Consider the following 24,318-nt stretch of genomic DNA (forward strand, 5'->3'; position numbering starts at 1 on the left):
GGGCACTACCCTCTCAACATATCTTTAGCATACGTATAATCTAAATCCGTATTTGCATTGAACAACGCCTGTTCGTTTTTTGGTGTTACCAATGTAATTTCGGAATCCATTAAAAACTTTCTGGGGCCAGATTGTTCAGCCTTTTTTAAAAAGTGTACCGCTTTTTCCAATCCCCCAGGCTCCCAAATACAGGCCAATGGTTCGGGCTTTTCTGTTTTTGGACCAAGGAATGCGGTTGCCGTTTTTTTTGGGTCTCTTGCGTTTATTAATTGTTGTAGTGTTGCCAAGTCCATAAAAGGCAGATCACAGGCCAAGACCAACCAAGCTGCGTTTTTATGGGTGTTGTGTGCACTCATAATCCCGTTGAATGGTCCGTTGTACCGATTTTGATCCACTATGGCCCTTGCTCCTTTTGGAATATTTGAATATTGGGATGGGCTTACGCTCAAAAAAGTCATCTCACATAATTGGTCCAATAAACGGTACAAATGTTCGCGCTGTGGAACCTTATGGTATTTTATTAACCCCTTGTCCTTGCCCATGCGCTCGCTCTTGCCGCCAGAAAGTACAAGGCCGTAAAGATGGGCAGGTTTTTGGGCCACATTGCTCAAACTGTTCTTTTTAATATGAAAGCTTCCACTACTCCTCTGGTGATGGAATAAGTGCAATTTCGTCATAAGAATTGATTCTCTCATGATCTTTGGCAAAATTCTGGTTGACGGCCACGGTTACCCTAGCAATTTTTTTGAGTTCAGGATAACGACTTTCCAAAAATTTCTTGAGCTCGCCTACCGTATTTGGGATTTTTTTTCCGGAGAGGCTTGCCGTTGGTACAGATAAAGATGGGGTTCCTACAATATCTTTGGTAGCCCCGAATAATAATATGGTCATACAGTTCAACCTAATAGTGTTAGTGTTCTTTTGATTTTGGTCAGGTAGGTTGGTAGGTTTGTTTTGCTTTGCAACGGATGTGAAAATATTAAAAATTAACTGGCTCTGAATCATTTTAACAGCCCCGGTATTCTTTTAACTTTTCTTTAATTCAATTCCACGAAATCCAGATACTTTTCAATCGATTTCAACGTTGTGCAGAAAGGACCTTAACTAATTTGAAAATGAAAAATACACTTCAGCTCAACTTTATTTTGGCGTTTAGCCTAATCCTTTTTTCTTGTGGCAATGCGGACGACGATGTTAGTTTCAACATCAACGACAGGGAATTGGGCCTTGGCGAAGAACCGGACGACTGCCTTGGTTTTGAAGAGAACGATCTTCTATTGTCCATTCAGGATGAGTTTACTACCCTACCCGGAAAAGTTTCCATACTATTTAAAGTATCCGATCTTTTGGGCAATCCCATTTCTGGACTGACCGCCGAACAGTTTGCCATTTATGAGCAAGGCAGGAACGATGATTGTTTCAATTCCATTTCGTCATCGGAATCTTTTGCACGTATATCCCCCAACTCCCAAGTATTCAACAACAACACTGTTCTGGTCTTGGACCTGAGCAATAGTGTTCTGCAAAGTAGTCTGGATGAATTAAAGGCAGCATCGACAAGCTTTATCAATAATGTAATGCCGAGTCCTGCTACCGATTCGTTTAAAATGGCCATATATTGGTTTGATGGTGAGGACGAACTTCATTTATTGAACCCATTATCATCTTCTGCGACCGAATTGACCGCTTCTATTGAGGGTATTACCACCGATATCAGTAACGACCCGTCCACTGATCTTTATGGAGCAGTGATAAAATCCACCGAAATAGCGGAAGATCTGCTCACCGAAAATTCCGATGTGATCGGCGCAGCTTCCGTGGTATTGTTTACCGATGGAACCGATCAAGCATCCCGTTATAGCGAATCGGATGCCTTGCGAGCTGTAAACGATGCCGATAGGAATATTTCATTTTTTACAATAGGACTCGGTGCGGAAATCGATACCGAAGTCCTTACGGAAATTGGAAAAACGGCCAGTGTTTTTGCGAGCAATTCCCAAGAGCTGGAAAATACCTTTAACGATATTTCCCAAAGAGTTGCCGAACAGGCGAATAGTTTTTATTTGTTCGAATATTGCACACCAAAGAGAGATGGAAGCGGCGAAAGCAACTTGGTGATCCAGCTTACCCACAACAGTCTTCAAGGGGCAGTGCAGACCAAATTTAGCGCCAACGGATTTACCGGTGGCTGCGAGTAGACCGAACATAAAAGCAGAAACATTTTTTGGATTATACGTATCTTGGGTCAGCAATAAAACTCAACAAACATATGATGACCCAAAAGAGAACTATTTACACCTTTATTTGTAGCTTTCTGCTCGCCTGTACAACAAGTATGTATTCCCAAAATATAAGCCCGTTGGAAGGCCGATGGGACTTGGAAATGGATTTTATGGACAAGACCGCGCCTTCCTGGTTGGAGATCAGGCATTCGGGCCATGCTACGTTGATCGGCCGTTTTGTATTTGCCTTTGGTAGCGCCAGGCCCATTTCCGAAGTAGAAACATATGGTGACAACAAGTTTACCTTTAGTATTCCCAACCAATGGGAGCCTAAAGGCAGCGACATGATTTTTCATGGAGTGCTGGAAAACGATAAACTAAAAGGCACCCTGATCTATACCGATGGATCTATTATTGATTGGACCGGGGTAAAAGCCCCAAAATTGACATATACCGAAAACCCTAAATGGGATAAAACCATAAGTGTTTTTAACGGTAAGGACCTATCGGGCTGGCATATTGATGGAGAAAAGAACCAATGGCAGGTCAAGGATGGTATTTTGACCAGCCCAGAGTCTGGATCAAATCTGATCACGGATGAAAAATTTCAAGATTTTAAGCTACATGTAGAGTTTAGGTATCCCGAAGGAAGCAATAGTGGAATCTATTTGCGTGGTCGGTATGAGGTACAGATAGTGGACAGCCAAGGCTTTGAGCCTTCCGACATCTATTTAGGTGGTGTATATGGATTTTTGGAGCCCAATGAGAATGCTTCCAAACCTGCAGGAGAATGGCAAACTTATGACATTACCTTAATCGGAAGACGTGTTACTGTGGTATTGAATGGGAAAACGGTAATATCCGATGCCACCATTCCCGGTATAACGGGAGGTGCTTTGGACAGTAAAGAAGGAGAACCGGGCCCTTTTATGATCCAAGGTGATCATGGACCTATTGAATACCGAAGTTTTGAAGTGACCCCATTGAAAAAATAAAAAAATAACCCCTGTCAACACGCAGGGGTTATTTTTTATGATTCTTGTTTAGCGAAAAATCAATCCGTTTCCTGTATTTTGGCCATCCAAGGGTTGGGATAGGTCAATTAAGAATCCGTTGATTACTGCATGTGTCAATATTCCGTCTTTCTTTAAAAAGAAAGTTGGATTAATGCCAGGTCGAATACTAAAATCCTTCATTTCAAACTCCTCATGGACCAGCATTAAAGGTAAATGAACAAATCTACTTTTTTCCGGCATTTCGGTTTTTACATAAGCCACTCCATTTTTTAATAGATCCATGGCGTTGGTAATACGATCTACCTTAGCTACTTTAGGTGGCACAATTTTGTACCCTTTGGCATCAAAGGTCTTGTACCCATAAAAGGTGGAAAGGTCACCTTGATCACCGACCGAACCTCGATAATAAAATTGCTCATGGTCTTCCAAATCGATTTCGTGGTTAAAAATTCCTAAATCGAGGGTGTAATCATTTCCCAATAGTTCGTAGGTCACGTTTTCAATCTTTAAATCGAAAAGCTTACGGTCGTTACGTGGTATTTTTTCGTAATCCTCAATAGGGATGTTCTTATATGTCCCTTTGGCAATAGTGTACAAAGCAGAAAGAATTGATACATAATTTAGTTTTCTAATTTCTTGCTTTTCGGGATCGTTGGTATAGCCTCCGGATTCGATTAAAATTAAGCTTGTGCCCCATTTTGCAATATTGTCGCCAAATGCACGGGGTTCAAAATCGTCGCTATAGCGCCCAACCTGCCCCGGTGCATAGTTTTGGATGATTTTGTCCATGTATACGATTACCTTCATCGCATTGGCGCGTAGTTCGTTGATATCCTTTTCGTAGTTATAAGCAGTTGCCAAGTACGAAATAGTGGCTGGTTTTTCTGTGCGTTCGGCATTGTAGTACGAACTTTGATCGTGCAGATTAAATCCAAAATCGGCGTCCAAACTGTCACGGATTCTTTTTAAGGTTCGACCCTCGGGGGACTGTAATCGCAAAGCATCCCGGTTGATGTCGATTCCCAATGCATTCCTTCTGGTATATACCTCCGCCCCATCGGGATTAAGCATCGGTAAAAAATGCAACTTTAACTTGGAGAGTATTTCTTCTTTCTCAGTCTTGAATTCAGGCGCATCCAAAAAATTGATGATATCAAAAATTGCTTGCGTTGCCGTGGGCTCGTCTCCGTGCATTTGCGACCACAAAAAAATATTGATGTCCCCAGAACCAATACTGATCAAGTTTAAGTCTCTTCCTTGTATGGATTCTCCAACTTTTTGGACCTTGAACTTGGGATTGGCGGCCGTTTTCTGAATTAATGGCTGTATATCGGCATGTTTAATTCTTCTTTTGCCGATACTGGTTTCCTTGTATGTGTCGTATGTTTTGTACAATTGGGAAGTCAGTTCGTCTTGTGCGTGTACACAAACGGCCAACAAGATGGTTAATAACGACAATAACTGTTTCATATGGATTATTTTTTTGTTGGAACAGGTTTAAAATTAAATTTTTTGGTGGCGTTTCTTACCTTTTCTACGAAATCCATTCCAGGGTCGTTTTTTACGGTCCTATACCCATCATCTACTTCCAACCAGAGTGGGTGGTCTTCGAAATTGGTGTACTCTTGATGTCCTATTACATAGTCAATGTCATATTTGGAAGCTAAATATTCCACCAAAAATATATTGGCCTTTAGTTGTTGTTTGGTCATGGGCATATCTGTGGTGCCACCAACATTCTCTATACCAATGGCACAATGGTTTAACCCGATTACGTGACGTGCCATGGTTGTTTCTGGCATTAAGCGATAAATAGTGCCATCTTGATCTACCAAAAAATGGGCAGAAACGTTAAGCCCGCTCACGTTTTCCAGATCTGGACGCCAATTGGGCAGTGTGGGACGGTTAAAAGCGGTAAAGGATTTTGCCAACGATGGTATGGCCGTCCAGTGCAACACCACCATTTTTGGCGTTATTTCTGGTGTTTTTTGATCCAGCTCATATCGGGTCAGCAGATATTCTTTTGTCAGTTCGATCCGTTGATCATCAAAAATAATAGGGATATCCACGATTTCCTTTTTTACGGAGCATCCTCCTAAGGCTATTGCCATTAGGGCAATCAGACTTGTTTTTCTCATTCAATTGTATTTATAATTGTATCCAAGGGAACTGCGTAGCAAATCATCAATTTCTTTTTGCCCCATTCCCTTGCTTTTTTTATGTTTTTGCCCATATATATGTCTATACGGTTTTTCCATTTCCAGTGCATTTTATCTTTTACCAGAAATGTATCCGGAAAGGTATCTATTTTTACCATGGTGTTATGCCTTAGTCCCATTTTTATAAGGTCCCTGGATACTGCAATGGATTTCATTCCCGGTTTTAGGGTGTCTCCCCAAGCGGCAACGGACGGACTAATGCTGTCTGTTTGCCAGAACACCGAATTGTATGCCGAAGCTATGACCTCGTGACCGTACCATTCGTATTTTGGCGCAGGTTTACTCTGCGGGCCCACTTTTTTCTGTGAACAACCCAACAGGATCAAAACTACTATGATCATCGGGATTTTCAATGCAACAAATTTTCCAAAACGGTAATGTCGACGTTACTATTGGTCCAGCGGTCGGATAGAACTTTGGGTACCGGTGTAAAGCCCAAGGTCAACGAACTCAGTACAATATCCTCATCCCCATCGTTATCGATATCCGCAGCATCCATTAAAAACCAGCGTGCCATAACGGGATCTTCCAAAATATTGGTATTAAAGGTATAGCTTTCGGGGTTTATGTTTTCCAAATATACAAAGGTACGTTCGGGAAATTCCTGGTAGTTGGGAAAGGTGCTTACCAATCCAAAATCCAAATCACCATCTTGATCAAAGTCCCGAGCAACTACCCTAGTTGCCCCGTACATGGGATAAAAGTAAGATTCCTTAAAATGATCGTTTCCCTGATTTAAATGGATTCGCATGCCATGGTAGGGCTTGTTGATATAGGATACATCGGCATTGTCCCCTTGTACCGTAACAATATCGTCCAACCCATCACCATTATAATCGACCAGTTCAAACCAGCTTGTTCCAAAAACAGGACTGAATTCGATTACTTTCATGGGTTCAAATTCCAAATCTTCTTTTTGATAAAAGATGGTTATACTCTCGTTGCTCTGTGTTACTAAGGCAACAATGTCCTTTTTACCATCATTGTCCATGTCCCGCGCCACCGTTCTTATGGCTCCAGGGAGATTGAGCAAGACTTTTTTAGTGAAAGTACCTTGATTATTCTCTGTCAATAATGATAATCTGCCGGATTGGTTACCAAATTCGCTCACCACTATTTCATTTTTACCATCTCCGTCAAAATCTTCCAGCAGTGTATGCACCGGCCTATGAAAAGGGTTTTCCAGTGCAAGGGTATCATTTCCTATCTTACGGGTGAGTTTCCCTTTTTCCAGTTCTGATGGACCTAGAATGCCCACTTCGCTGATCCATTCTATTGAATCTTTTTTGCTGTACCACGTAATTGGGGTATTACCTTGAAAAATTTGAAGACTCTTTTCCTGTGAATAGTCGAATGAGCTTAACTTTCCTGTAAGATCTCCATAAAATAGTGTGCTCCCTTGGTTCGTAAACTCCAAGTAGGTGATCATGGCACCATTTTTATCATCCAAAGCAAAAGGCTTATAGGCAAATTGTGTTAGGGTGTCCGCTTGCGGAACATTTATTGGTTTAAAAAGTTTGGGCGCGTTGGAAATTATATAATTTTCCAGTTTGGCCCAATCCTTTAGTGTAATTTTTGGCCTATAGCCTTTAATTACCTCGTTCGGATCCTGGTACATACCTTCTACATCCATACGATTTACCATAGCCGGCAAAACTGAGGTTTCCCAGATTTCTTTGGTAAGTTCATTAATTTTAGGGGCAACATGGCAACTAGCGCAATACTTGTTGTACAGTTGTACTTCTTCAGTTTGTTGTGGTTTTTTGTTACTGCACGAAACTAACGTCAAAACAATAGCAAGTAAAACGCATGTGGGGGTACTTTTCGGTTGATATGGCATTGGTTGGTTTATGTTTTCTTACCCTGGTAAGGGTACGTAAGAACTATCATTTTTCATCATCGGAAAATTTTTATCGCTCCATGCTTTTTTGGCCTGATCCAGCTTTTCTTGACTAGATGCAACAAAATTCCAATAAATATAGCGTTCCTCTGGAAAAGGTTCGCCACCAAATAACAATAAATGTGTATTGGGCTGTAGTTTTATGTTACAGGTGTCCTCTACCTTGGACACTAAAATATTGCCCTCCCCTACGGTTTCACCACAGGATTCAATACTTCCCTTTACGATACAGACACCTATTTCGCCGCTCAAATTCCTGTTTACATTTAGAGCATAGGCTTCTGTGTTCTTCACCTCTACCATAAACAAGTTGGAATGCACGGGTACGGGGGATTCTTTTCCATATCCTTGTCCCGCAACCAATTTAAATTCGGCACTTTCGTCTCTCCATCTGGGAATATCTTTTTCTTCTATATGATGAAACTCTGGCGCCATACCTTCCAGCTCTTTGGGCAAAGCTACCCATATTTGATAGCCGTGTGCCACAAATGTATTTCCATTCCTTAGATCTTTCGGGGTTCTTTCTGTATGGGTTACCCCCTTCCCTGCCGTCATCCAATTTACTGAGCCCGGTTTTATTCTTTGTTTGGTCCCAAGGCTGTCCTCGTGCATTATTTCGCCTTCCAGCATAAAAGTCAAAGTAGAAAGTCCCGTATGGGGATGCTGGTCCACATCCATATATTTATTTGGCCCCAATTTGGTAGGTCCCATGTGATCTATAAATATAAAAGGGCCGATCATGCGTTTTTTGCGAAACGGTATCAACCTGCCCACTAAAAAATCACCTATGTCACGGCTCCTTTCTTCTATGATCAATCCAATGTTCGACATGTTTAATTGTTTATATTTGGTTGCAGAAAGTTACAAATACATCCTTTTATAATGAAACTACTTAAGCGCGTTCTGTTACTCCTCCTTATCGTAATTGGAGTGGTCATATATCTTAATTATCCCAAATTGAACATTATTTCCGGTTATGCAGCCAAAAATATGGCCTCTGGTGTTTATGTGGCGCATCGTTCTGCCGCCAGTATAAACCAATACGATAACAGTGCGCCGTTAATAGAATTGGCATCCACCAAGGTCAATAAGACAGAATCTTCCGCTGCGTCCACTGTTTACGGCCTAATGGAGCGTAAAGCGGTGTACCGAGATGGATTGGGTGCTGTTTTAATAAACGATGATTACGATCCAGAAGCATTGAAGATCAGGCCACGTAGGAACCAACCCATCGATACTTTACCTTATCCTTTTGGTCAGGCCGAACCTGTGGACACCATTTTTTCCGAGGTGGACATGAATTTGATCAATAAAGCTGTTGCGATGGCATTTGCCGAGCCGGAAACTCAAAAAACCAGGACCCTGCTCATACTGTACAAAGGGCATTTGTTGGCAGAAAAATATATTGATGGATTTGATAAGGACACCCCAATTTTAGGTTGGTCCATGACCAAAAGCGTGCTTGCTACGTATTATGGAATATTGGAACATCAAGGAAAATTGGAAATGGATTGGCCTGCTCCCATAGTGGAATGGAAAGATGATGAGCGAAAGAACATTACTCTGGATCATTTGCTCCGTATGCAAAGCGGATTGGCTTGGGAAGAAGATTATACAGGTATTTCGGATGTGACCCGTATGCTTTTTTTGGATAGTGATATGACGGTGGCACAAAAAAATAAAGAAGCAATCGCCGAACCTACGGAAATTTGGAACTACTCTTCGGGAACTACCAACCTTTTGTCCGGAATATTAAGGCAACAGTTTAGAAGCCACCAAGAATATTTGGATTTTCCTTATGCATCCTTAATAGATAAGATCGGTATGTACTCCATGGTCATGGAGGCCGATATCGCTGGAAATTATGTGGGGTCTTCCTATGCATGGGCCAACACACGTGATTGGGCCCGATTTGGCCAATTGTATTTAAACAAAGGAAATTGGAACGGTGAACAATTGTTCGATTCAACATGGGTAGATTATATAACCACACCAACTGCACATTCCAATGGAACCTATGGTGCTCATTTTTGGTTGAATGCCGAAGGTAAATATCCCGATGTTCCAAAAGACCTTTTTTCGTGCAATGGTTTCGAAGGCCAATATGTATTTATGATTCCTTCCAAGGATCTAGTCGTTGTAAGGACCGGTTTGGCCGAAGAGCCCCATTTTGATGTAAACGGGGTGCTGTCGAACATCGTAAAAGCGTTACCGTAAATCGATGAGATATATTGATCTTAAGCTATGACCACAATATTTTGATACTTCACAACAATAATTTCGCTTACGAGAACTCTAGTGGTACATTTACCATGTAATAAAAAACGAAAGTAATTTTTTCATTTTCATATAGTGTTCTCGTAAAAGAGTCCTGACCTAGCGGCAGGGCTCTTTTCAATTTATACCCTAACCAAAATATTGTTTGGTCAGGAATACATTTTGAAGCTTACCTCCATTGAGTAAACTTCTGCAGTGATTTAAAAAAGAGATTTACAATATACTTTTTGGAACATCTGCCCCATCTTCCCCTTTTTCCAGCGTATGAAAATATAGGTTTCATCGACCTATAATTACAAAATCCATAGAATGACAACAGCCAGACCTGGCTTCACAACAATAATTTCGCCCACAAAAACTTTGGCGGTACTTTTACTATGTAATAAAAAACGAAAGTAATTTTTTCATTTTCATATAGTGTTCTCGTAAAAGAGTCCTGACCTAGCGGCAGGGCTCTTTTCAATTTATGGAAATCCTTAAATTATGTTTCTGTCTGAACAACAGAATGGTTTACGGAATCCACTTGTCCTTACCAAAATCTGGCTTACGTTTTTCCAAAAACGCATTTCTTCCCTCTATAGCTTCATCGGTCATATAGGCCAATCGAGTAGCTTCACCGGCAAAAACTTGTTGCCCTACCATACCGTCATCGGTAAGGTTCATGGCAAATTTTAGCATTTTTATGGATGTTGGTGATTTTGCCAGGATTTCCTGAGCCCATTGGTAGGCTGTATCTTCGAGTTCCTCGTGGGGAACCACAGCATTCACCATGCCCATTTCATAGGCTTCTTGTGCTGAATAATTTCTACCTAAAAAGAAAATTTCGCGAGCCTTTTTTTGTCCGACCATTTTTGCCAGATAAGCAGAACCATAGCCGCCATCAAAACTGGTCACATCGGCATCCGTTTGCTTAAAAATGGCATGCTCCTTACTGGCCAAGGTCATATCACATACTACATGCAGGCTATGCCCACCGCCAACGGCCCAACCGGGCACAACGGCAATTACCACTTTGGGCATAAACCGAATTAGGCGCTGTACTTCCAAAATATTTAAACGATGATAACCATCTTCGCCCACATAACCTTTGTGTCCCCTGGCCTTTTGGTCCCCACCGCTGCAAAAGGCCCATTTACCATCTTTGGATGAGGGTCCTTCGCCAGAAAGCAATACCACCCCGATTGAGGTATCTTCCTGTGCATCGTAAAAAGCCCTGTAGAGCTCGCTCGTGGTTTTAGGGCGGAAGGCGTTCCGAACATCAGGACGGTTGAAAGCGATACGTGCAACCCCGTTACTTTTTTTATAGGTGATATCATCAAATTCCATGGCGGTCTGCCAGTTGGGTGATTCCATAGTGGTATTTTTTATGTATCACAAAATAACGGAAAATATAGCTTATGGCCATTGATGTGATTTGGGTAGTCGAAAAGTGAACATAAACAATACTTTAGCGTTGATAAAAATGTAGATAGCACAATTTTTTTCTTTTTGATTTTTCTTAGAAATCCTCGAAATTCACAAACAATAATCATGAAATCTTATTTCTTTTGGATTTCTTGAGCAATGTCCATGTTTTTTACTCTTTGATCTATTTTACCTCAATATAAAATGAAACATATAATACTTTTTATAGTACTGTTTAATTTTTTCAACGTCTATGCCCAAGAACAAGAAATTGTTTTGGTGGGCACTATGCACGTGGTGCCAAAAATTGTAAAGAACAGTTACAGGCCCCTTTTTAAAGAAGCCTACCAATACGGTCCCGAAGCTATATTTGTGGAGACAGTAATGCCCAATGATTCCTTAAGCTGGGCCTATTTACAAAAGGGATATAGTAAGAACCATCAAAAGTTTTTTAGTGCTTCCCGAAAATTAAGAGAAACTTTCAACTACGACAAGGACTCCTTGAATTTTCTTATTTCAAAGGATTTTGGGGAATTATCCGATATGGATTTCAGGAAAATCAAACAATACTTTCTATATAACCTTGACTCTCCCAATTATTACTATTATGATTATCTCGAAAAGTACTACCCCAACGGTAATAAAAAATCAATGAGACATGAAAATACTGAACTAACAAGAAAACTAGCACTTAAATTAAACCATAAAAAAGTTTATGCTGCCGATGATCAGCAAACTAATGGCGAATTTCATAAATACTGGAAAAAATGTGAGGAGGAAATTATGGGAACCAGGTTTGAAAAACGGGGCAAAAGAATAGGCGTGAAATTGGTGTCTCGTGAAATTTTCCCCTCCATTGTAGGTAGATATGGAAGAGTCAACAACAAATGGAAGCATTTACAATTACTCGATAGTCTAAGTGGCCTTAAATATGCAGACCAGCAGAATTGTAAATGCAAAAAGGCAATTGATTATTTCAACCAAAGAAATAAACGTTTTGCCAATAACTTGGGCAGTCAGATAAAAGAACACAATTTTCGAAAAAGTATACTTTTTGTTGGTGCGGCTCACATTGTTGGATTAAAAAAGGAGTTAAATGAGCAGTTTCCGGATATTAAAGTGATTTTGTTCGATGAGTTATAAAATAGAATAATCAACTTATTTATACTGAAACCATTTTATTAGAGTTGAAAAAACCATCTACATCGACAGACACTCTGCAAATCTTGGACAAATTAAAGGCAGTAATATCCATACATGGATAAAGAACATCACAATAAAAAGTAGTCCTATTATAAGTGCATGACTTATATAAACTTCGTCCCCCTCGGGTTTGATTTTTGGCCATAATACACCAAAAACCCCTGTAATAAACAAAAGAAAAGGCGCACCTGAGAAGAACACCAAGAATTTTAGATCCAATTGATCCTTCAATATTCCGTAAACGATAAAACCGACTATTAAGGCAAGCACGATCAATGCCCAGAACACCCGTTTTTTTGATTTTTTATTTTGATTTTCCATGACTTAATGTTTAAAGCGGATTATAAAGTTATTTGTTTTCATTTGTGTATTAAATGATTATCATCAGTTGGGTCATCCTATTTATATTAAATGATTGTTCTGTCTAAATGGATTCATATTCAGTTAGTTAGAACAAAACAACCTATCTTTAAATACGACTCAATTTAATTATGAAATCTTTTGACACCCTCTATGAAAATTAGGCGAAACCGAATCGAAACAATCCACCAACCGATGTACTTGGATTGGTTTTCTCGTAGTGAACGTGTAATGTTGGAAAAAGTAACGTAATAATCAAATACACTAATCCGTAAGATCAAACCTGGCATTCGTCAATTTGTATTGTCACAACAAGAAACTTCCAGCTATCTTGATTCCATGAAACGGTTTAGGAGAATGTTGGTTTATTTAGGTTTACTTTTTATAGGTGTAGTCGGTTTATGGTATATGGTGTTGACCCGAAAAATAAATCCAGATGCCTATTTTTTACAATATATAGGTCCTATTGATGTGACCCATGTTTATGTGGGGCATTCCAGCGGCGGTTTGCGTATTTCACCAGAATTGGAAAATAATTTTAGGCCAACATCCAATCGTAAAATACAATACTCTATAAACAATGGATATTCGCTTTACAACGATGAATATAATTTTGAACTTGATTCAAAAGATACTTTTAAATTGATACAGCTACGAGATGGGAAATCCTTGGCACTAGGAACTGTAATAGAAAAAACGTTTTTGGAGTATTCCAATTCTTATCTCTATAAAATCCGAATACCCGATAGTTATACCGCAACCCACGAGTATGCTCGCGGCATATTTCCATACTATGTCCCCGTTCAATTTACCATGATGACCAGCGGTGGCATGAAATATAGCTCGGAAACCATAACAAAAGTTTTATCCCCTTTAGGGGATAGCCTAATCTTATACACAAGTTCGGGCCACATAACGCCCCGAGAGAAAACAGGGATTAGAAATAGCAACTAGCCGTACTTCCAAAGATTGTTCAATTGGTGTAATTTTATCATGGATAGATAAAATTACTTATGGAAAACCAATGGCTTAATAAATGGAATTCACGCTACAGCAAAAAAAGCTATGCCTATGGAACAGAACCAAACCTATACCTTAAAAATAAGCTCGATCAACTTAATACAGGAACCATACTTTTCCCTGCCGAGGGAGAAGGCCGCAATGCAGTGTATGCTGCACAATTGGGCTGGGATGTTTTCGCTTTTGATATAAGTGAGGTGGGAAAACAAAAAGCGACCCAACTGGCTGAACAAAAGCAAGTTTCCATTGACTATAAAATTGGAGAATTGGAAGTGTTGGACTATAAACCGGAACAATTTGATGCCATAGCGTTGATATATGCACACTTCCCGCCCAATATCCGTTCCAATTACCACAGATTATTGCACACATATCTAAAAAAAGGAGGAACGATCATTTTTGAAGCCTTTAGCAAGGACCACCTAAAATTCAGAAATAAAAACCCTCACGTAGGCGGACCAATGGACTTGGATTCCTTATTTTCACTGGAAGAGTTAACATCCGATTTTCAGGACTATGAAATTTTGGAACTTAAAAAAACAACTATCGAACTTAACGAAGGTGACAGCCATGTGGGCACAGGTTCCGTAATACGTTTTTTGGGAAGAAAGCGATAATCTCCGAAACGCATGTCTTTTTTACTATATCTTGCAACAAACCAGCTGTTTTGGTTTGCGGTATAAAATAGCCTAACTTGGTTAGCTTATTAATCCACCAAACCATGAAAAACCTCAAGTATTTTACATTTTTACCGCTTATTTTTCTCTTCACCCAATGTTCGCAGCCTCAAAACTTTGATGTTTTAATTAAAAACGGACAAATCGTGGACGGTTCAGGTAAGCCATCATATATTGGTGACCTTGGCATTAATGCAGACACCATTGCCGCAATAGGTAATTTAAGCTCTGCCAAAGGAACTCAGGAAATCGATGCAACAGGACTGGCCGTTGCCCCAGGGTTTATAAATATGCTGAGCTGGGCAGGCGAAACATTGATTGAGGATGGACGGTCAATGGGAGGAATTAAGCAAGGCGTGACCTTGGAAATATTTGGAGAAGGTTGGTCTATGGGACCACTTTCCGAATCCATGAAGAAACAGGAAGAGGAAAAACAAGGCGACATTAAATATGACATTGAATGGAACACCTTGGGCGAGTATTTGGAATTTTTGACAAACAAAGGGGTATCACCTAACGTGGCCTCCTTTGTCGGGGCAACTACTTTGCGAATTCATACGGTTGGATATGAGGACCGTGCTCCTACCCCGCAAGAACTTGATAATATGAAACTTATGGTCGGGCAAGCCATGGAAGAAGGTGCTTTGGGTGTTGGCACTTCACTGATCTATGCCCCAGCCTTTTATTCCAGTACCGAAGAATTGATAGAACTCTCCAAAGTAGCTGCAGAATATGATGGTATGTACATTAGCCATATGCGAAGCGAAGGACCACGTTTGTTGGAAAGTTTGGATGAATTGATTCGAATAGCGGATGAAGCAGGTATCAGGGCCGAAATTTATCATCTTAAACAAAGTGGCAAGGATAACTGGCATAAATTTGATGAGGTAGTGGCCAAAGTGGATTCCGCTAATGCAGCGGGATTGCATATTACCGCCAATATGTACAATTATATAGCCGGATCTACAGGACTGGATGCCTCCATGCCACCATGGGTGCAAGAAGGAGGTTATGATAAATGGGCCGAAAGGTTACAGGACCCCGAGATAAGAAAAAGGGTAAAACAAGAAATGATCGAACCTACGGACAAATGGGAGAGTCTAATGCAGGCTGCGGGAGATCCCTCAAAAATTCTCTTGGTCGGGTTCAATGCGGATTCCCTAAAATACTTAACTGGAAAATCACTTAAAGAAGTTGCAGAAATGAGAGGTACATCGCCCGAGGAGACCGCAATGGATTTAGTGGTGGAAGATGGCAGTAGCGTTAGCACCATTTATTTTCTAATGTCGGAAGAAAATGTAAAAAAACAAATAGCCCTACCTTGGATGAGCTTTGGTTCCGATGCACGGTCAATGGCCACAGAAGGAGTGTTCTTAAGATCGAGCACCCATCCCAGGGCCTATGGAAATGTAGCCCGATTGTTGGGTAAATATGTACGTGATGAAAAAGTGATTCCCTTGGAAGAAGCAGTGCATAAATTATCCAAATACCCAGCGGGCAATTTAAAAATAGAGAAAAGGGGAAGTCTTGAACGCGGCAATTATGCCGATGTGGTTTTGTTCGACCCGGAGGCCATAAACGATAAAGCCACATTCGAAGACCCCCATCAATATGCTGAAGGTGTAAAACATGTGTTTGTAAATGGCACCCAGGTTCTTAAAGATGGCGAACATACCGGTGAATTGCCAGGAATGGTAGTTCGTGGCCCGGGATATACCGGGAACTAACATTTACAAAACCTACAAGCAAGTAAATTATGCCATTTCGAGCTGTTCAACGGCTTCCTCAATACGGGTTTCACCGGTTAAAATCTCAAAGGCTTGATTTTTGGCAATTTTGTCATCCAGACTTTGTACCAAGGTCCTGGCGACATCCCATCGTGGAATAGTGCCATGTTCCTGTAGTTTGTTTGCGAGTTTTATTTTTCCGATACCCTCATTATTGGTTAGCGAACCAGGTCTAACAATGGTAAAGGTCAGACCGCTTATATCCAGATACTGGTCAGCATTCTGTTTGGCCTGCAAATATTCTTTAAGGTCTCCACGAGGATTGTCCACGCCCATGGAACTCAGCATTACAAATTTGTTCACTCGCTCCTTTTTTGCGGCATCGATCAGTCTCTTTGCTCCCTCTTGATCTACATTTACCACATCCTTTCCTTTGGAGCCTGCAGCAAAAATAACTTTATCGATTTCCTTGGTCGTTTTGGAGACATCCTTGGCCAAATCACCCATTACGGTCTCAATGCCCTGGGATTCAAATCGCATTCTTTGATCCTCATTACGAACCATGGCGATAGGTTGATATTTTTCGTTCGATTTCAATAATTTTATGATTTTTTCTCCAGTGGTGCCGGTCGCACCTGCTACTAATATTTTTTCCATACCCATAAAATAAAAATACTGGGCAACCGACCATGGGGATTAACGTACTTTAACGGCCGTAAACAATACTTTAACAATATGATTTTCGGTTTGATGGCGTTTACAGAAATGTACTTTTTTATCTAACCAGGTTGTGGATGTAAAGAATAAAGGTCAAACTTTCTTATTCTTCTCCTCTATCCATTTAGCCATGTATTTGGAGCTCGTTAAAGTTTGATGCTGAAGTAACCTCCCTATAAAATTTTCGGTTCGATGATTTTCCAGATTATGAATCAGATTATCCAATAGGGCTTTAAACTGTTTGGTTGATTTAGTTTTATTGTAGTTGGATTCCAGTAAGGCAAATCCATTTTTTTGGGCCCTTTCCCACTCTAATTTGTTTTGGTATAATTTCACGGCAGCATTTGCAAAATCGTTCCAGTTGTCGGAAATAACCCCGTTCCAATGCTGGTCGCCATACATGCCTTCGGCACCTATAGTTGTGGTAACCGTAGGGGTTCCCGTTTTCATGCCATCCAAAAGTTTTCCTTTAATACCTGCGCCAAAGCGGAGCGGTGCCAATAATATCCTAGAATTTTCTAGAACCAAGTCGGCATTCTCTACCCACCCATCAATAAAAAAACCAGATTTGGGATGGTGCATCTCCTTAATTTGCTGTGGCAAATAAGCACCATAGACCCGTAATTGAGCTTCTGGTAAATTTTTGCGGATGTGTGGCCATATTTCCTGTTTCAACAGTTTTATGGCATCAACATTAGGGGCATGTTTTCCGTTCCCGATACTAACAAAGTCATTTCTCTCGGCAAATGTGGGCAATGTGTCTTTATGGTTTTTGGAAACTTCGACCATAAACGGTAAATGGAACAGCAGCTCTGCTGGAAACTTAATATGCTCCCGCAAAATTCGCATTTCGAAGGTGGAGATAATCAAACTAAGGTCGCACCGGTACATACTGGCCAATTCTCGTAAAGTGACCGGGTGGTTTTTCCAGTCGAGTAGTTTAAACCGTACATCCTTTTTATGGGCCTCTTCCCTGGCCTTTCGAAGTCCATGTAAGTCTTCGGTGTTCAAAATTCGGACGGCATTCGGGGCAAATTCCGCTACGCGCCAACCAAATTGTTCTTCCACCATAAAACGATCGAACATTACCAGATCGGGCGCAAGCTGTTTTACAAAATCATCGAAACTGGAATGGTTCAGGGCAATAGTTGCTTCTTTAATGCCCCATGGCTTCAGGTCCAAGCTATACTCGGTTTTTACAGCAGTGCTCGCAAAGGTAATCCGGTATCCAAGCTCCAAAAAGGCATTCAGCAATTGCTGCATACGGCATCCGGCCGCCGTGGTGTTCGGTTCGGGCCATACATAACCAATAACTAGGAGCTTTTTGGGCATATAATAAATGTATTACGTTAGGATCACAAGGGCCCAGATATTGCAAACAGGGCCAAACAATCCGGCCAATACCCTGCCCTTACATTTTTGCGGCGAACATTTTAGAAATGCTGGAACGCAGTTTACGCTCATAATCTTCCTCCAACCACTCTTTGTAGTTTTTGGTATTGTTCATAATGCAATACGAATATTGCTTTACGCGATACTGGATCTCGTCTTTCAACTCTTTGGCCAAAATCCGTGCATCGAAAACATCTTCGCTGTTCTCTACACAGATCTGGGCATGTTGTTCGATACTTTTTTCCAGTACAAGTTTGGATTTTTTGCCTTGCGCAAATATTTTTTTATACTCTTCTTTTACATTGAAGGTAATATTATCGGATTTGCTGAATTTGGCTCGAAGATCATCTGGCATTTCATAAACAAAATCCCGTTCTATTTCTTCATCATTTTTTATGTTCTCCAAATAGAAATCTGGGAAGTGGAAGATTTCTTGCCAATCCACAGGCGCATCCCAAGGTCCAAAACGAGCAATATTGTTACCCATGTCGATTACGTTGAACTCGCTCTTGTTGGGGAGTACCCTGGAACCTCTTCCGATCATTTGAAAATAAAGGGTAAGCGAACGTGTGGCCCTGTTCAGAATAATGCTCTCTACCGTAGGCTCATCAAAACCTGTGGTCAAAATACTCACCGAGGTCAATATGGCATCTGGGGTCTCAGCGAACCATTCCAGAATTTCTTTTCGTTCGGTAGCCGTATTTTTATTGTCCAAATGCCTTACATTATATCCTGCCTTTTTAAAAGTTTCGTACACATAAAGCGATGTATTGATACCATTGTTGAAAATCAGGGTCTTGGTGCCCTTGGCAATTTCTTCGTATGCCGTAAGCAATTTGCCCAGCATGCTGTGAGCACTATAGAACTCGTCCGAAGATTTTACGGTATAGTCCCCGTTGATACCCAGTTTCAATGTTTTTAGACTAACATCGTAATTGTAGAGATTGGCTTTGGCCAAGAAATTTTTACTGATCAGCGATTGTATGGATTCCCCAATGATCAAATGTTTGTAATTGTCCTTCATGGGGAGTTTTATGTTGGAACTGAGCGGTGTTGCGGTAACTCCCAAAATGGTGGACTTTTCAAAATATTTGAAGAGTTTTCTAAACGAATTGTAATGGGCCTCGTCTATAATTACCAGGCCGATATTGTTGATCTTTACCTTTTCCTCTTGCAAACGATTGTTCAAAGTCTCCACCATGGCCACAAAGCACATGTAGTCGTCTTGGTCGTAAAGCTCCTTTACCTCACTGTTGATGACTTTATTGGCCACACCAAAGCCTTTTAGCATTTTGGAAGTTTGCTTGCTCAGTTCTATTCGATGGGTAAGAACCATTACTTTTTTACCGGTCTGTTGGATAAATCGGCGTGTAATTTCGGAAAACACAACGGTCTTACCACCCCCGGTGGGCAATTGATAGAGGATATTGGTGCCTTCCGGAAGCTTGTCCAATTGTGTGAATATTTTGTTCAGGTCTTCTTCCTGGTATCCGTATAAAGTTTTCTTCTTGATGGTTTTGTTTACTTCCAAAGGGAAAAGGGCATTAGGGATTCTTAAATAAAAAACCCTACAAAATTAGGGGTTTTTTGTGCTTGAGACCAACACTTGGGTGCTTTTCTATCAAAATAGTATCAACAATCAAGTTTTAGGGAACTTTCTACATTGTTACTCCTGTTGACTGATAACATTTTGATAACAATAACATTTTGTACTTGGAAAATCGGACATAAAAACGTATAATGAAAGCTTATAACACTTACAAAACCATAAATACGAATGAGGCAGCTAAAAATCATTAAGCAGGTCACGAACCGGGAATCCAAATCACTTGACAAATACTTGCAGGACATTAGTAAGATTGATCTTATAACTGCACAGGAAGAAGTTGAGTTGGCACAAAAGATAAGGGCCGGAGACCAAGCTGCTTTAGAAAAACTGACCAATGCCAACCTTAGGTTTGTTGTTTCTGTGGCCAAGCAATACCAAAACCAAGGTCTTAAACTGCCCGACCTGATCAACGAAGGTAATGTTGGGCTCGTTAAAGCAGCCAAGCGTTTTGATGAGACCCGCGGCTTTAAATTTATTTCCTACGCGGTATGGTGGATCAGGCAGTCTATTTTACAAGCTTTGGCCGAACAATCTCGAGTGGTTCGTTTGCCATTGAACAAAATTGGGTCGATCAACAAGATAAAAAAAACGTTTTCCTATCTGGAGCAGGCACATGAGCGGCCACCATCTCCAGAAGAAATTGCCAAGGAGCTGGACATGACGGTATCCGAGGTAAAACAGTCGTTAAAAAATACTGGACGCCATGTTTCCATGGATGCTCCCCTTAAGGAAGGTGAAACCTCAAATTTATATGATGTGCTCAATGCCGGTGATTCTCCTAAACCGGACAGGAGCCTAATGCACCAAAGTCTAAATACAGAGATCAACAGGGCATTGGATACACTTTCGCCAAGAGAGGCGGATGTGGTGAGGTTGTACTACGGTATTGGAGACCAACCTTCCATGACCTTGGAGGAAATAGGCAGCACGTTTGACCTTACCCGAGAACGTGTGCGGCAAATCCGGGAAAAGGCCATTAGAAAATTAAGACATACTTCCAAAAGCAAAATTTTAAAATCTTATTTGGGATAGGTAGGTATATGTTATAAATAAAAAAGGGGATGTTTTTGTACATCCCCTTTTTTATGATATTTACTTAAACTTTTAGGATTTGCTTAATAGACTAATATCAAAATCAGTGAGCATGTCTTTCAAATCTTGAATAAAATTCAAGTAAGCGGTGTTTTCTTTGTTGTGGTTCTTCATTTTGAACAGTTTTGGGGTATTGGTTTATAGGTAATCCAGTTCGGCAAGTTGGTTTACGCTCAAAATTTCGTTGAGTTCTTGTAAAAATGCCAAGTATTCTTCTCCGTAGGTATCGTATAACATGGTAATCTTTGGTTAATTTGTCGGGGTTTTAAGTATAACGTTAAATCATTTTAAAGATTATTTATAAAAGATAGAATGTGGTGAAAATTCCACATTGGGTGGTGAAACCCTATTCTTTCTTCATATTCAATAAGTCGAGTTCAATTTCAAAGTCCAGTTCCTTGTCCACTTTACTGGGTCTTATGTTGAATTCATCATAAATAAAACAAAGGTTCATGGGCAATCTCCTGCGTTCAGTATCTGTCATTAGGCCCAACTTGGATTGGAGGGCGACCTTTATTTCAAATGCTTTATTGCTTATCTGGGGGTTTTTGTGGGATTCCAGCTCTGTGAGCAATGGAATTTCCTTTTTGTCCCCTATTTCCAACATTTCGTCCAAAAGCATAAGCTTACATTCCAAATCCTTTGCGTGTTTGAACAAAGGATAAAAAATACTTTGTAAATATTTTGGAAGATCTTTGCTTTCCATTTTTGTCCATGTTACATTGTACGGAACAGTTCCATTTCAAAATCTATTTGTTCCTGTACATTGGGGTATTCTTTCAAAAATTGATCATATAGAAACGAAAGGTGTTTTTTGTCTTGGTCTGTTTTGCAAAGCCTGGAAATTTGTTGTGTGACCTCCAAAAGTCCGGTTGTCTGCATCATACGCAACGAAGGCATAATTTTTTGGCAGGTCAGTTCCAGTGCATTAAAGTTTTCGCACATTAAATTGGTTTTGGCGCTGCCGATAAACTCCAAAATATTGAGCTTGAACATACGGACCAGTTCTTCCAATAGTTCCATTTGGCCCATACAATCCTCCAAAACGGGTTTTAAGTCTATATTTTGGGAGGCAAATCCTGCTTTCAGGCTTTTCTCTATGAATTCAAAGTCGCGGGATACTTGGTTAGGAGCTTCCCCTGTATTTCGGGGGGATCCATCCTGCTCAATTTTCATCATAACTTTAAGGTCATTTATAATTTGAAGTTGTTCCTCGGTCAAACTTGTACCTTCCAAGGCCGCCATTAGCTTTAAAAATTTACTTTTATCATAGCTTTCGGCTTCTCTGGTATCAACACTTTGGATTCCAACCTTTTTGTAGATGTTCTCGAGCTGTCTCATTTCGGAAATACCAAAAACTTTGCTTTCCAGTCCAAATTTGAACATCTCAAAAGATTTTTTGAGTTCGCCCGCTTCAACAACACCTAGCTCTTCGTAAGAAAAAGAGCTTAATCCTATTTCAAGTTTTTCCAAATACGTTAACAATTCCCGTGTTCCCAAAGTACTGATGTAAAAGTGGTTATTAATCCTTCTAAAAATCTTGATAAAACCAAGGGAATACAATTAATTGTTCCGTAGTATTCGGATTTTGTTGTCAAATTGCGTTATTTGTATGTATAAATTAACCGACCATGAAATATTTTTATCTATTCCTTAGTATTACCTTATTGATCTCTTGCGGAGAGAAAAAAAATCAGAAAACCGAAAAAACTGAAACTTTGGAAGAAAAAGCACAGAGAATCCACGATTCAGTAATTACAATCGACACCCATGACGACATAAACGTCCAAAACTTTACCGATAGTATTAATTACACACAACGACTGGAGACCCAGATAAACCTTCCAAAAATGGAAGAAGGTGGATTGGATGCCGTTTTCTTGATCGTGTATACCGGGCAGGACGAACTGACATCTGATGGCTATGCGAAGGCGGCGGACAATGCCATGGCCAAATTTGATGCCATACATAGGCTTTGTGAAGATATTGCCCCGGACCAAATAGAATTGGCCTTAAACTCCGACGATGTAAGGAGAATTGTAGCGTCCGGTAAAAAAGTGGCCATGATCGGCGTAGAGAATGCCTACCCGATCGGTGAGGACCTTGCCTTGATCGAAGAATATCAAAAGCGTGGAGCACGTTATATTTCCCTTTCGCATAATGGGCACAGCCAGTTCAGCGATTCCAATACAGGAGAAAAAGATAGTGTATGGCTCCACAATGGATTAAGTGAACTCGGTAAACAAGCCGTTGCCGAAATGAACCGCGTGGGCATTATGATCGATGTGTCCCACCCTTCCAAAGAGGCCATGAAACAAATGATCGAGTTGACCAAAGCTCCCATCATAGCTTCGCATTCGTCTGCAAGAGCGTTGTGCGATCATAGCCGTAACTTGGACGACGAGCAGCTAATGCTGATGAAGGAAAACGGAGGTGTGGTGCAGACCGTTGCATTTAGCTCTTATTTAAATACAGAAAAACACGAAGCTCGTGCCGCATATATGAAGGACGTTTACAAAAAAGTGGCGGATTCCTTGGAAATTGCCTGGTACGAACGTTCCCAATTTTCTACATTGACTCCCGATCAACGTAAAGAATTCTTTGCCAACTACAGGAAAGTGATGAATATTGGGGAAGAATTGGCAAAAGACGATTCCAACGCCCCACCGGCCGTTAACGTTTCAGATTTTGTGGACCACATAGATTATATGGTCGATCTTATCGGAATAGACCATGTGGGCATTAGTTCCGATTTTGATGGTGGTGGTGGTATCGAAGGCTGGTCAGATGCCTCTGAAACCTTTAATGTAACCCTTGAATTGGTCAAAAGAGGTTATACCGAAGCAGAGATAGCCCAATTGTGGGGTGGAAATCTGCTAAGGGTGCTGGACGAGGTGCAAGCAGTAGCCGAATCAATGAACTAAGAAGCGGCATTTTGTTCTTCCTTTTCCTTTTTGGCCAAACGATCTTTTACATATTCAATCTTTGTTTTGCCATGGGGTTTGGGATTGCCGTTTTCATCCAGGTTGACCATAATTATATTGTCGACCGTAACAATACTTTCGTGGGTCATCTTGTTTCTAACTTCGCAGTTTAAAGAAATCGAGGTGACCCCGAATTTTATTACTTCTATCCCTATTTCTACAATGTCACCTTCCCGTGCCGTGCTCATAAAGTTAATTTCGGACATGTACTTGGTGACTACTTTTTTGTTTTCGAGCTGAATTATACTGTAAAGCGCAGCTTCTTCATCTACCCAGGCTAGCACCTTTCCTCCGAAAAGTGTTCCGTTGGCATTTAAATCCTCTGGCTTGACCCATTTTCTAGTGTGAAATCGCATAGCAATGAATTTAATGTTTTAGACCACAAAGTTAGGGCAATAGCCCTAAGAAAGGTACTCTTAACTTCTTTAATTGATGCGAATTACGAAATTGAAATAATTTGATCGACCCTGGTAATGAGTAACTAAATATTGTACCCAAA

At 40.6% G+C, this 24,318-nt stretch carries 24 protein-coding genes; 9 read left to right on the top strand and 15 right to left on the bottom strand.

The features are described from left to right. Positions 1–5 precede the first annotated feature (5 nt). Positions 6–677, bottom strand: coding sequence for an NTP transferase domain-containing protein (locus ACXAFK_RS09080; RefSeq protein ID WP_474957526.1), 672 nt, complete (start codon positions 675–677; stop codon positions 6–8). Continuing rightward, complete coding sequence (locus tag ACXAFK_RS09085) at positions 640–891, bottom strand: MoaD/ThiS family protein (protein ID WP_224836903.1); 252 nt, start codon at positions 889–891, stop codon at positions 640–642. The genes ACXAFK_RS09080 and ACXAFK_RS09085 overlap by 38 nt, the downstream gene beginning before the upstream one ends. Before the next feature lie 224 nt (positions 892–1,115). Between ACXAFK_RS09085 and ACXAFK_RS09090 the strand changes: the two genes are divergently transcribed. After that, entirely contained in the window at positions 1,116–2,198 is a 1,083-nt protein-coding gene (locus ACXAFK_RS09090; protein ID WP_474957527.1) for a vWA domain-containing protein, read from the top strand. Between the two features lie 71 nt (positions 2,199–2,269). Continuing rightward, a complete protein-coding gene (locus tag ACXAFK_RS09095) occupies positions 2,270–3,217 on the top strand; it encodes a 3-keto-disaccharide hydrolase (protein WP_474957528.1) in 948 nt (315 codons plus the stop codon). 48 nt (positions 3,218–3,265) lie between these two features. Here the strand turns inward: ACXAFK_RS09095 and ACXAFK_RS09100 are convergent, their stop codons facing one another. The 5 genes from ACXAFK_RS09100 to ACXAFK_RS09120 form a co-directional block, all read right to left on the bottom strand. Continuing rightward, a complete protein-coding gene (locus tag ACXAFK_RS09100) occupies positions 3,266–4,708 on the bottom strand; it encodes a M14 family zinc carboxypeptidase (RefSeq protein WP_474957529.1) in 1,443 nt (480 codons plus the stop codon). 5 nt (positions 4,709–4,713) lie between these two features. Next, on the bottom strand, positions 4,714–5,376 hold the full coding sequence (locus ACXAFK_RS09105; protein ID WP_252079761.1) for an N-acetylmuramoyl-L-alanine amidase: 663 nt from the start codon (positions 5,374–5,376) through the stop codon (positions 4,714–4,716). Continuing rightward, the gene (locus ACXAFK_RS09110; protein WP_474957530.1) at positions 5,373–5,798 is read right to left on the bottom strand and encodes a 3D domain-containing protein; all 426 of its coding nucleotides are present in this window, start codon (positions 5,796–5,798) and stop codon (positions 5,373–5,375) included. The genes ACXAFK_RS09105 and ACXAFK_RS09110 overlap by 4 nt, the downstream gene beginning before the upstream one ends. Before the next feature lie 8 nt (positions 5,799–5,806). After that, positions 5,807–7,246, bottom strand: a complete 1,440-nt coding sequence (locus tag ACXAFK_RS09115) for an FG-GAP repeat domain-containing protein (protein ID WP_474957531.1) — start codon at positions 7,244–7,246, stop codon at positions 5,807–5,809. A gap of 69 nt (positions 7,247–7,315) precedes the next feature. Continuing rightward, a complete protein-coding gene (locus tag ACXAFK_RS09120; protein WP_474957532.1) occupies positions 7,316–8,188 on the bottom strand; it encodes a pirin family protein in 873 nt (290 codons plus the stop codon). A gap of 51 nt (positions 8,189–8,239) precedes the next feature. On the opposite strand from ACXAFK_RS09120, the gene ACXAFK_RS09125 reads away from it, so the two are divergent. Further along, entirely contained in the window at positions 8,240–9,574 is a 1,335-nt protein-coding gene (locus ACXAFK_RS09125) for a serine hydrolase domain-containing protein (RefSeq protein ID WP_474957533.1), read from the top strand. Positions 9,575–10,144: 570 nt separating this feature from the next. On the opposite strand, the gene ACXAFK_RS09130 is transcribed toward ACXAFK_RS09125, so the two are convergent. Continuing rightward, the gene (locus ACXAFK_RS09130; RefSeq protein WP_293295227.1) at positions 10,145–10,987 is read right to left on the bottom strand and encodes a 1,4-dihydroxy-2-naphthoyl-CoA synthase; all 843 of its coding nucleotides are present in this window, start codon (positions 10,985–10,987) and stop codon (positions 10,145–10,147) included. 255 nt (positions 10,988–11,242) lie between these two features. On the opposite strand from ACXAFK_RS09130, the gene ACXAFK_RS09135 reads away from it, so the two are divergent. Continuing rightward, positions 11,243–12,181, top strand: a complete 939-nt coding sequence (locus ACXAFK_RS09135; protein WP_474957534.1) for a DUF5694 domain-containing protein — start codon at positions 11,243–11,245, stop codon at positions 12,179–12,181. A 57-nt stretch (positions 12,182–12,238) separates the two neighbouring features. On the opposite strand, the gene ACXAFK_RS09140 is transcribed toward ACXAFK_RS09135, so the two are convergent. Beyond that, entirely contained in the window at positions 12,239–12,562 is a 324-nt protein-coding gene (locus ACXAFK_RS09140) for a hypothetical protein (protein WP_474957535.1), read from the bottom strand. Positions 12,563–12,940: 378 nt separating this feature from the next. On the opposite strand from ACXAFK_RS09140, the gene ACXAFK_RS09145 reads away from it, so the two are divergent. The 3 genes from ACXAFK_RS09145 (at position 12,941) to ACXAFK_RS09155 (ending at position 16,025) form a co-directional block, all read left to right on the top strand. After that, positions 12,941–13,555, top strand: a complete 615-nt coding sequence (locus ACXAFK_RS09145) for a hypothetical protein (RefSeq protein WP_293295228.1) — start codon at positions 12,941–12,943, stop codon at positions 13,553–13,555. Positions 13,556–13,614: 59 nt separating this feature from the next. Continuing rightward, entirely contained in the window at positions 13,615–14,238 is a 624-nt protein-coding gene (locus ACXAFK_RS09150; protein WP_474957536.1) for a class I SAM-dependent methyltransferase, read from the top strand. A gap of 104 nt (positions 14,239–14,342) precedes the next feature. Beyond that, positions 14,343–16,025, top strand: coding sequence for an N-acyl-D-amino-acid deacylase family protein (locus tag ACXAFK_RS09155; protein ID WP_474957537.1), 1,683 nt, complete (start codon positions 14,343–14,345; stop codon positions 16,023–16,025). 27 nt (positions 16,026–16,052) lie between these two features. Here ACXAFK_RS09155 and ACXAFK_RS09160 read toward each other — a convergent pair whose 3' ends face one another. From ACXAFK_RS09160 to ACXAFK_RS09170, 3 genes are all read right to left on the bottom strand, one after another. Continuing rightward, complete coding sequence (locus tag ACXAFK_RS09160; protein ID WP_474957538.1) at positions 16,053–16,682, bottom strand: SDR family oxidoreductase; 630 nt, start codon at positions 16,680–16,682, stop codon at positions 16,053–16,055. Between the two features lie 153 nt (positions 16,683–16,835). Then, positions 16,836–18,074, bottom strand: coding sequence for a glycosyltransferase (locus tag ACXAFK_RS09165; protein WP_474957539.1), 1,239 nt, complete (start codon positions 18,072–18,074; stop codon positions 16,836–16,838). 79 nt (positions 18,075–18,153) lie between these two features. Beyond that, the gene (locus tag ACXAFK_RS09170; RefSeq protein ID WP_338195144.1) at positions 18,154–19,665 is read right to left on the bottom strand and encodes a DEAD/DEAH box helicase; all 1,512 of its coding nucleotides are present in this window, start codon (positions 19,663–19,665) and stop codon (positions 18,154–18,156) included. Positions 19,666–19,911: 246 nt separating this feature from the next. Between ACXAFK_RS09170 and ACXAFK_RS09175 the strand changes: the two genes are divergently transcribed. Next, positions 19,912–20,775 (top strand): sigma-70 family RNA polymerase sigma factor, encoded by an 864-nt coding sequence (locus tag ACXAFK_RS09175; RefSeq protein ID WP_224836918.1) that lies wholly within the window; start codon positions 19,912–19,914, stop codon positions 20,773–20,775. A 406-nt stretch (positions 20,776–21,181) separates the two neighbouring features. Here the strand turns inward: ACXAFK_RS09175 and ACXAFK_RS09180 are convergent, their stop codons facing one another. Beyond that, entirely contained in the window at positions 21,182–21,541 is a 360-nt protein-coding gene (locus ACXAFK_RS09180) for a hypothetical protein (RefSeq protein WP_474957540.1), read from the bottom strand. Between the two features lie 11 nt (positions 21,542–21,552). Beyond that, a complete protein-coding gene (locus ACXAFK_RS09185; protein ID WP_474957541.1) occupies positions 21,553–22,335 on the bottom strand; it encodes a hypothetical protein in 783 nt (260 codons plus the stop codon). A 131-nt stretch (positions 22,336–22,466) separates the two neighbouring features. On the opposite strand from ACXAFK_RS09185, the gene ACXAFK_RS09190 reads away from it, so the two are divergent. Continuing rightward, the gene (locus tag ACXAFK_RS09190) at positions 22,467–23,759 is read left to right on the top strand and encodes a dipeptidase (protein WP_338195137.1); all 1,293 of its coding nucleotides are present in this window, start codon (positions 22,467–22,469) and stop codon (positions 23,757–23,759) included. Here ACXAFK_RS09190 and ACXAFK_RS09195 read toward each other — a convergent pair. Beyond that, on the bottom strand, positions 23,756–24,175 hold the full coding sequence (locus tag ACXAFK_RS09195) for an acyl-CoA thioesterase (protein WP_224836922.1): 420 nt from the start codon (positions 24,173–24,175) through the stop codon (positions 23,756–23,758). The genes ACXAFK_RS09190 and ACXAFK_RS09195 overlap by 4 nt on opposite strands. Between the last annotated feature and the right edge of the window lie 143 nt (positions 24,176–24,318).

It is taken from the genome of Flagellimonas sp. ABD4_174, from assembly GCF_056160185.1.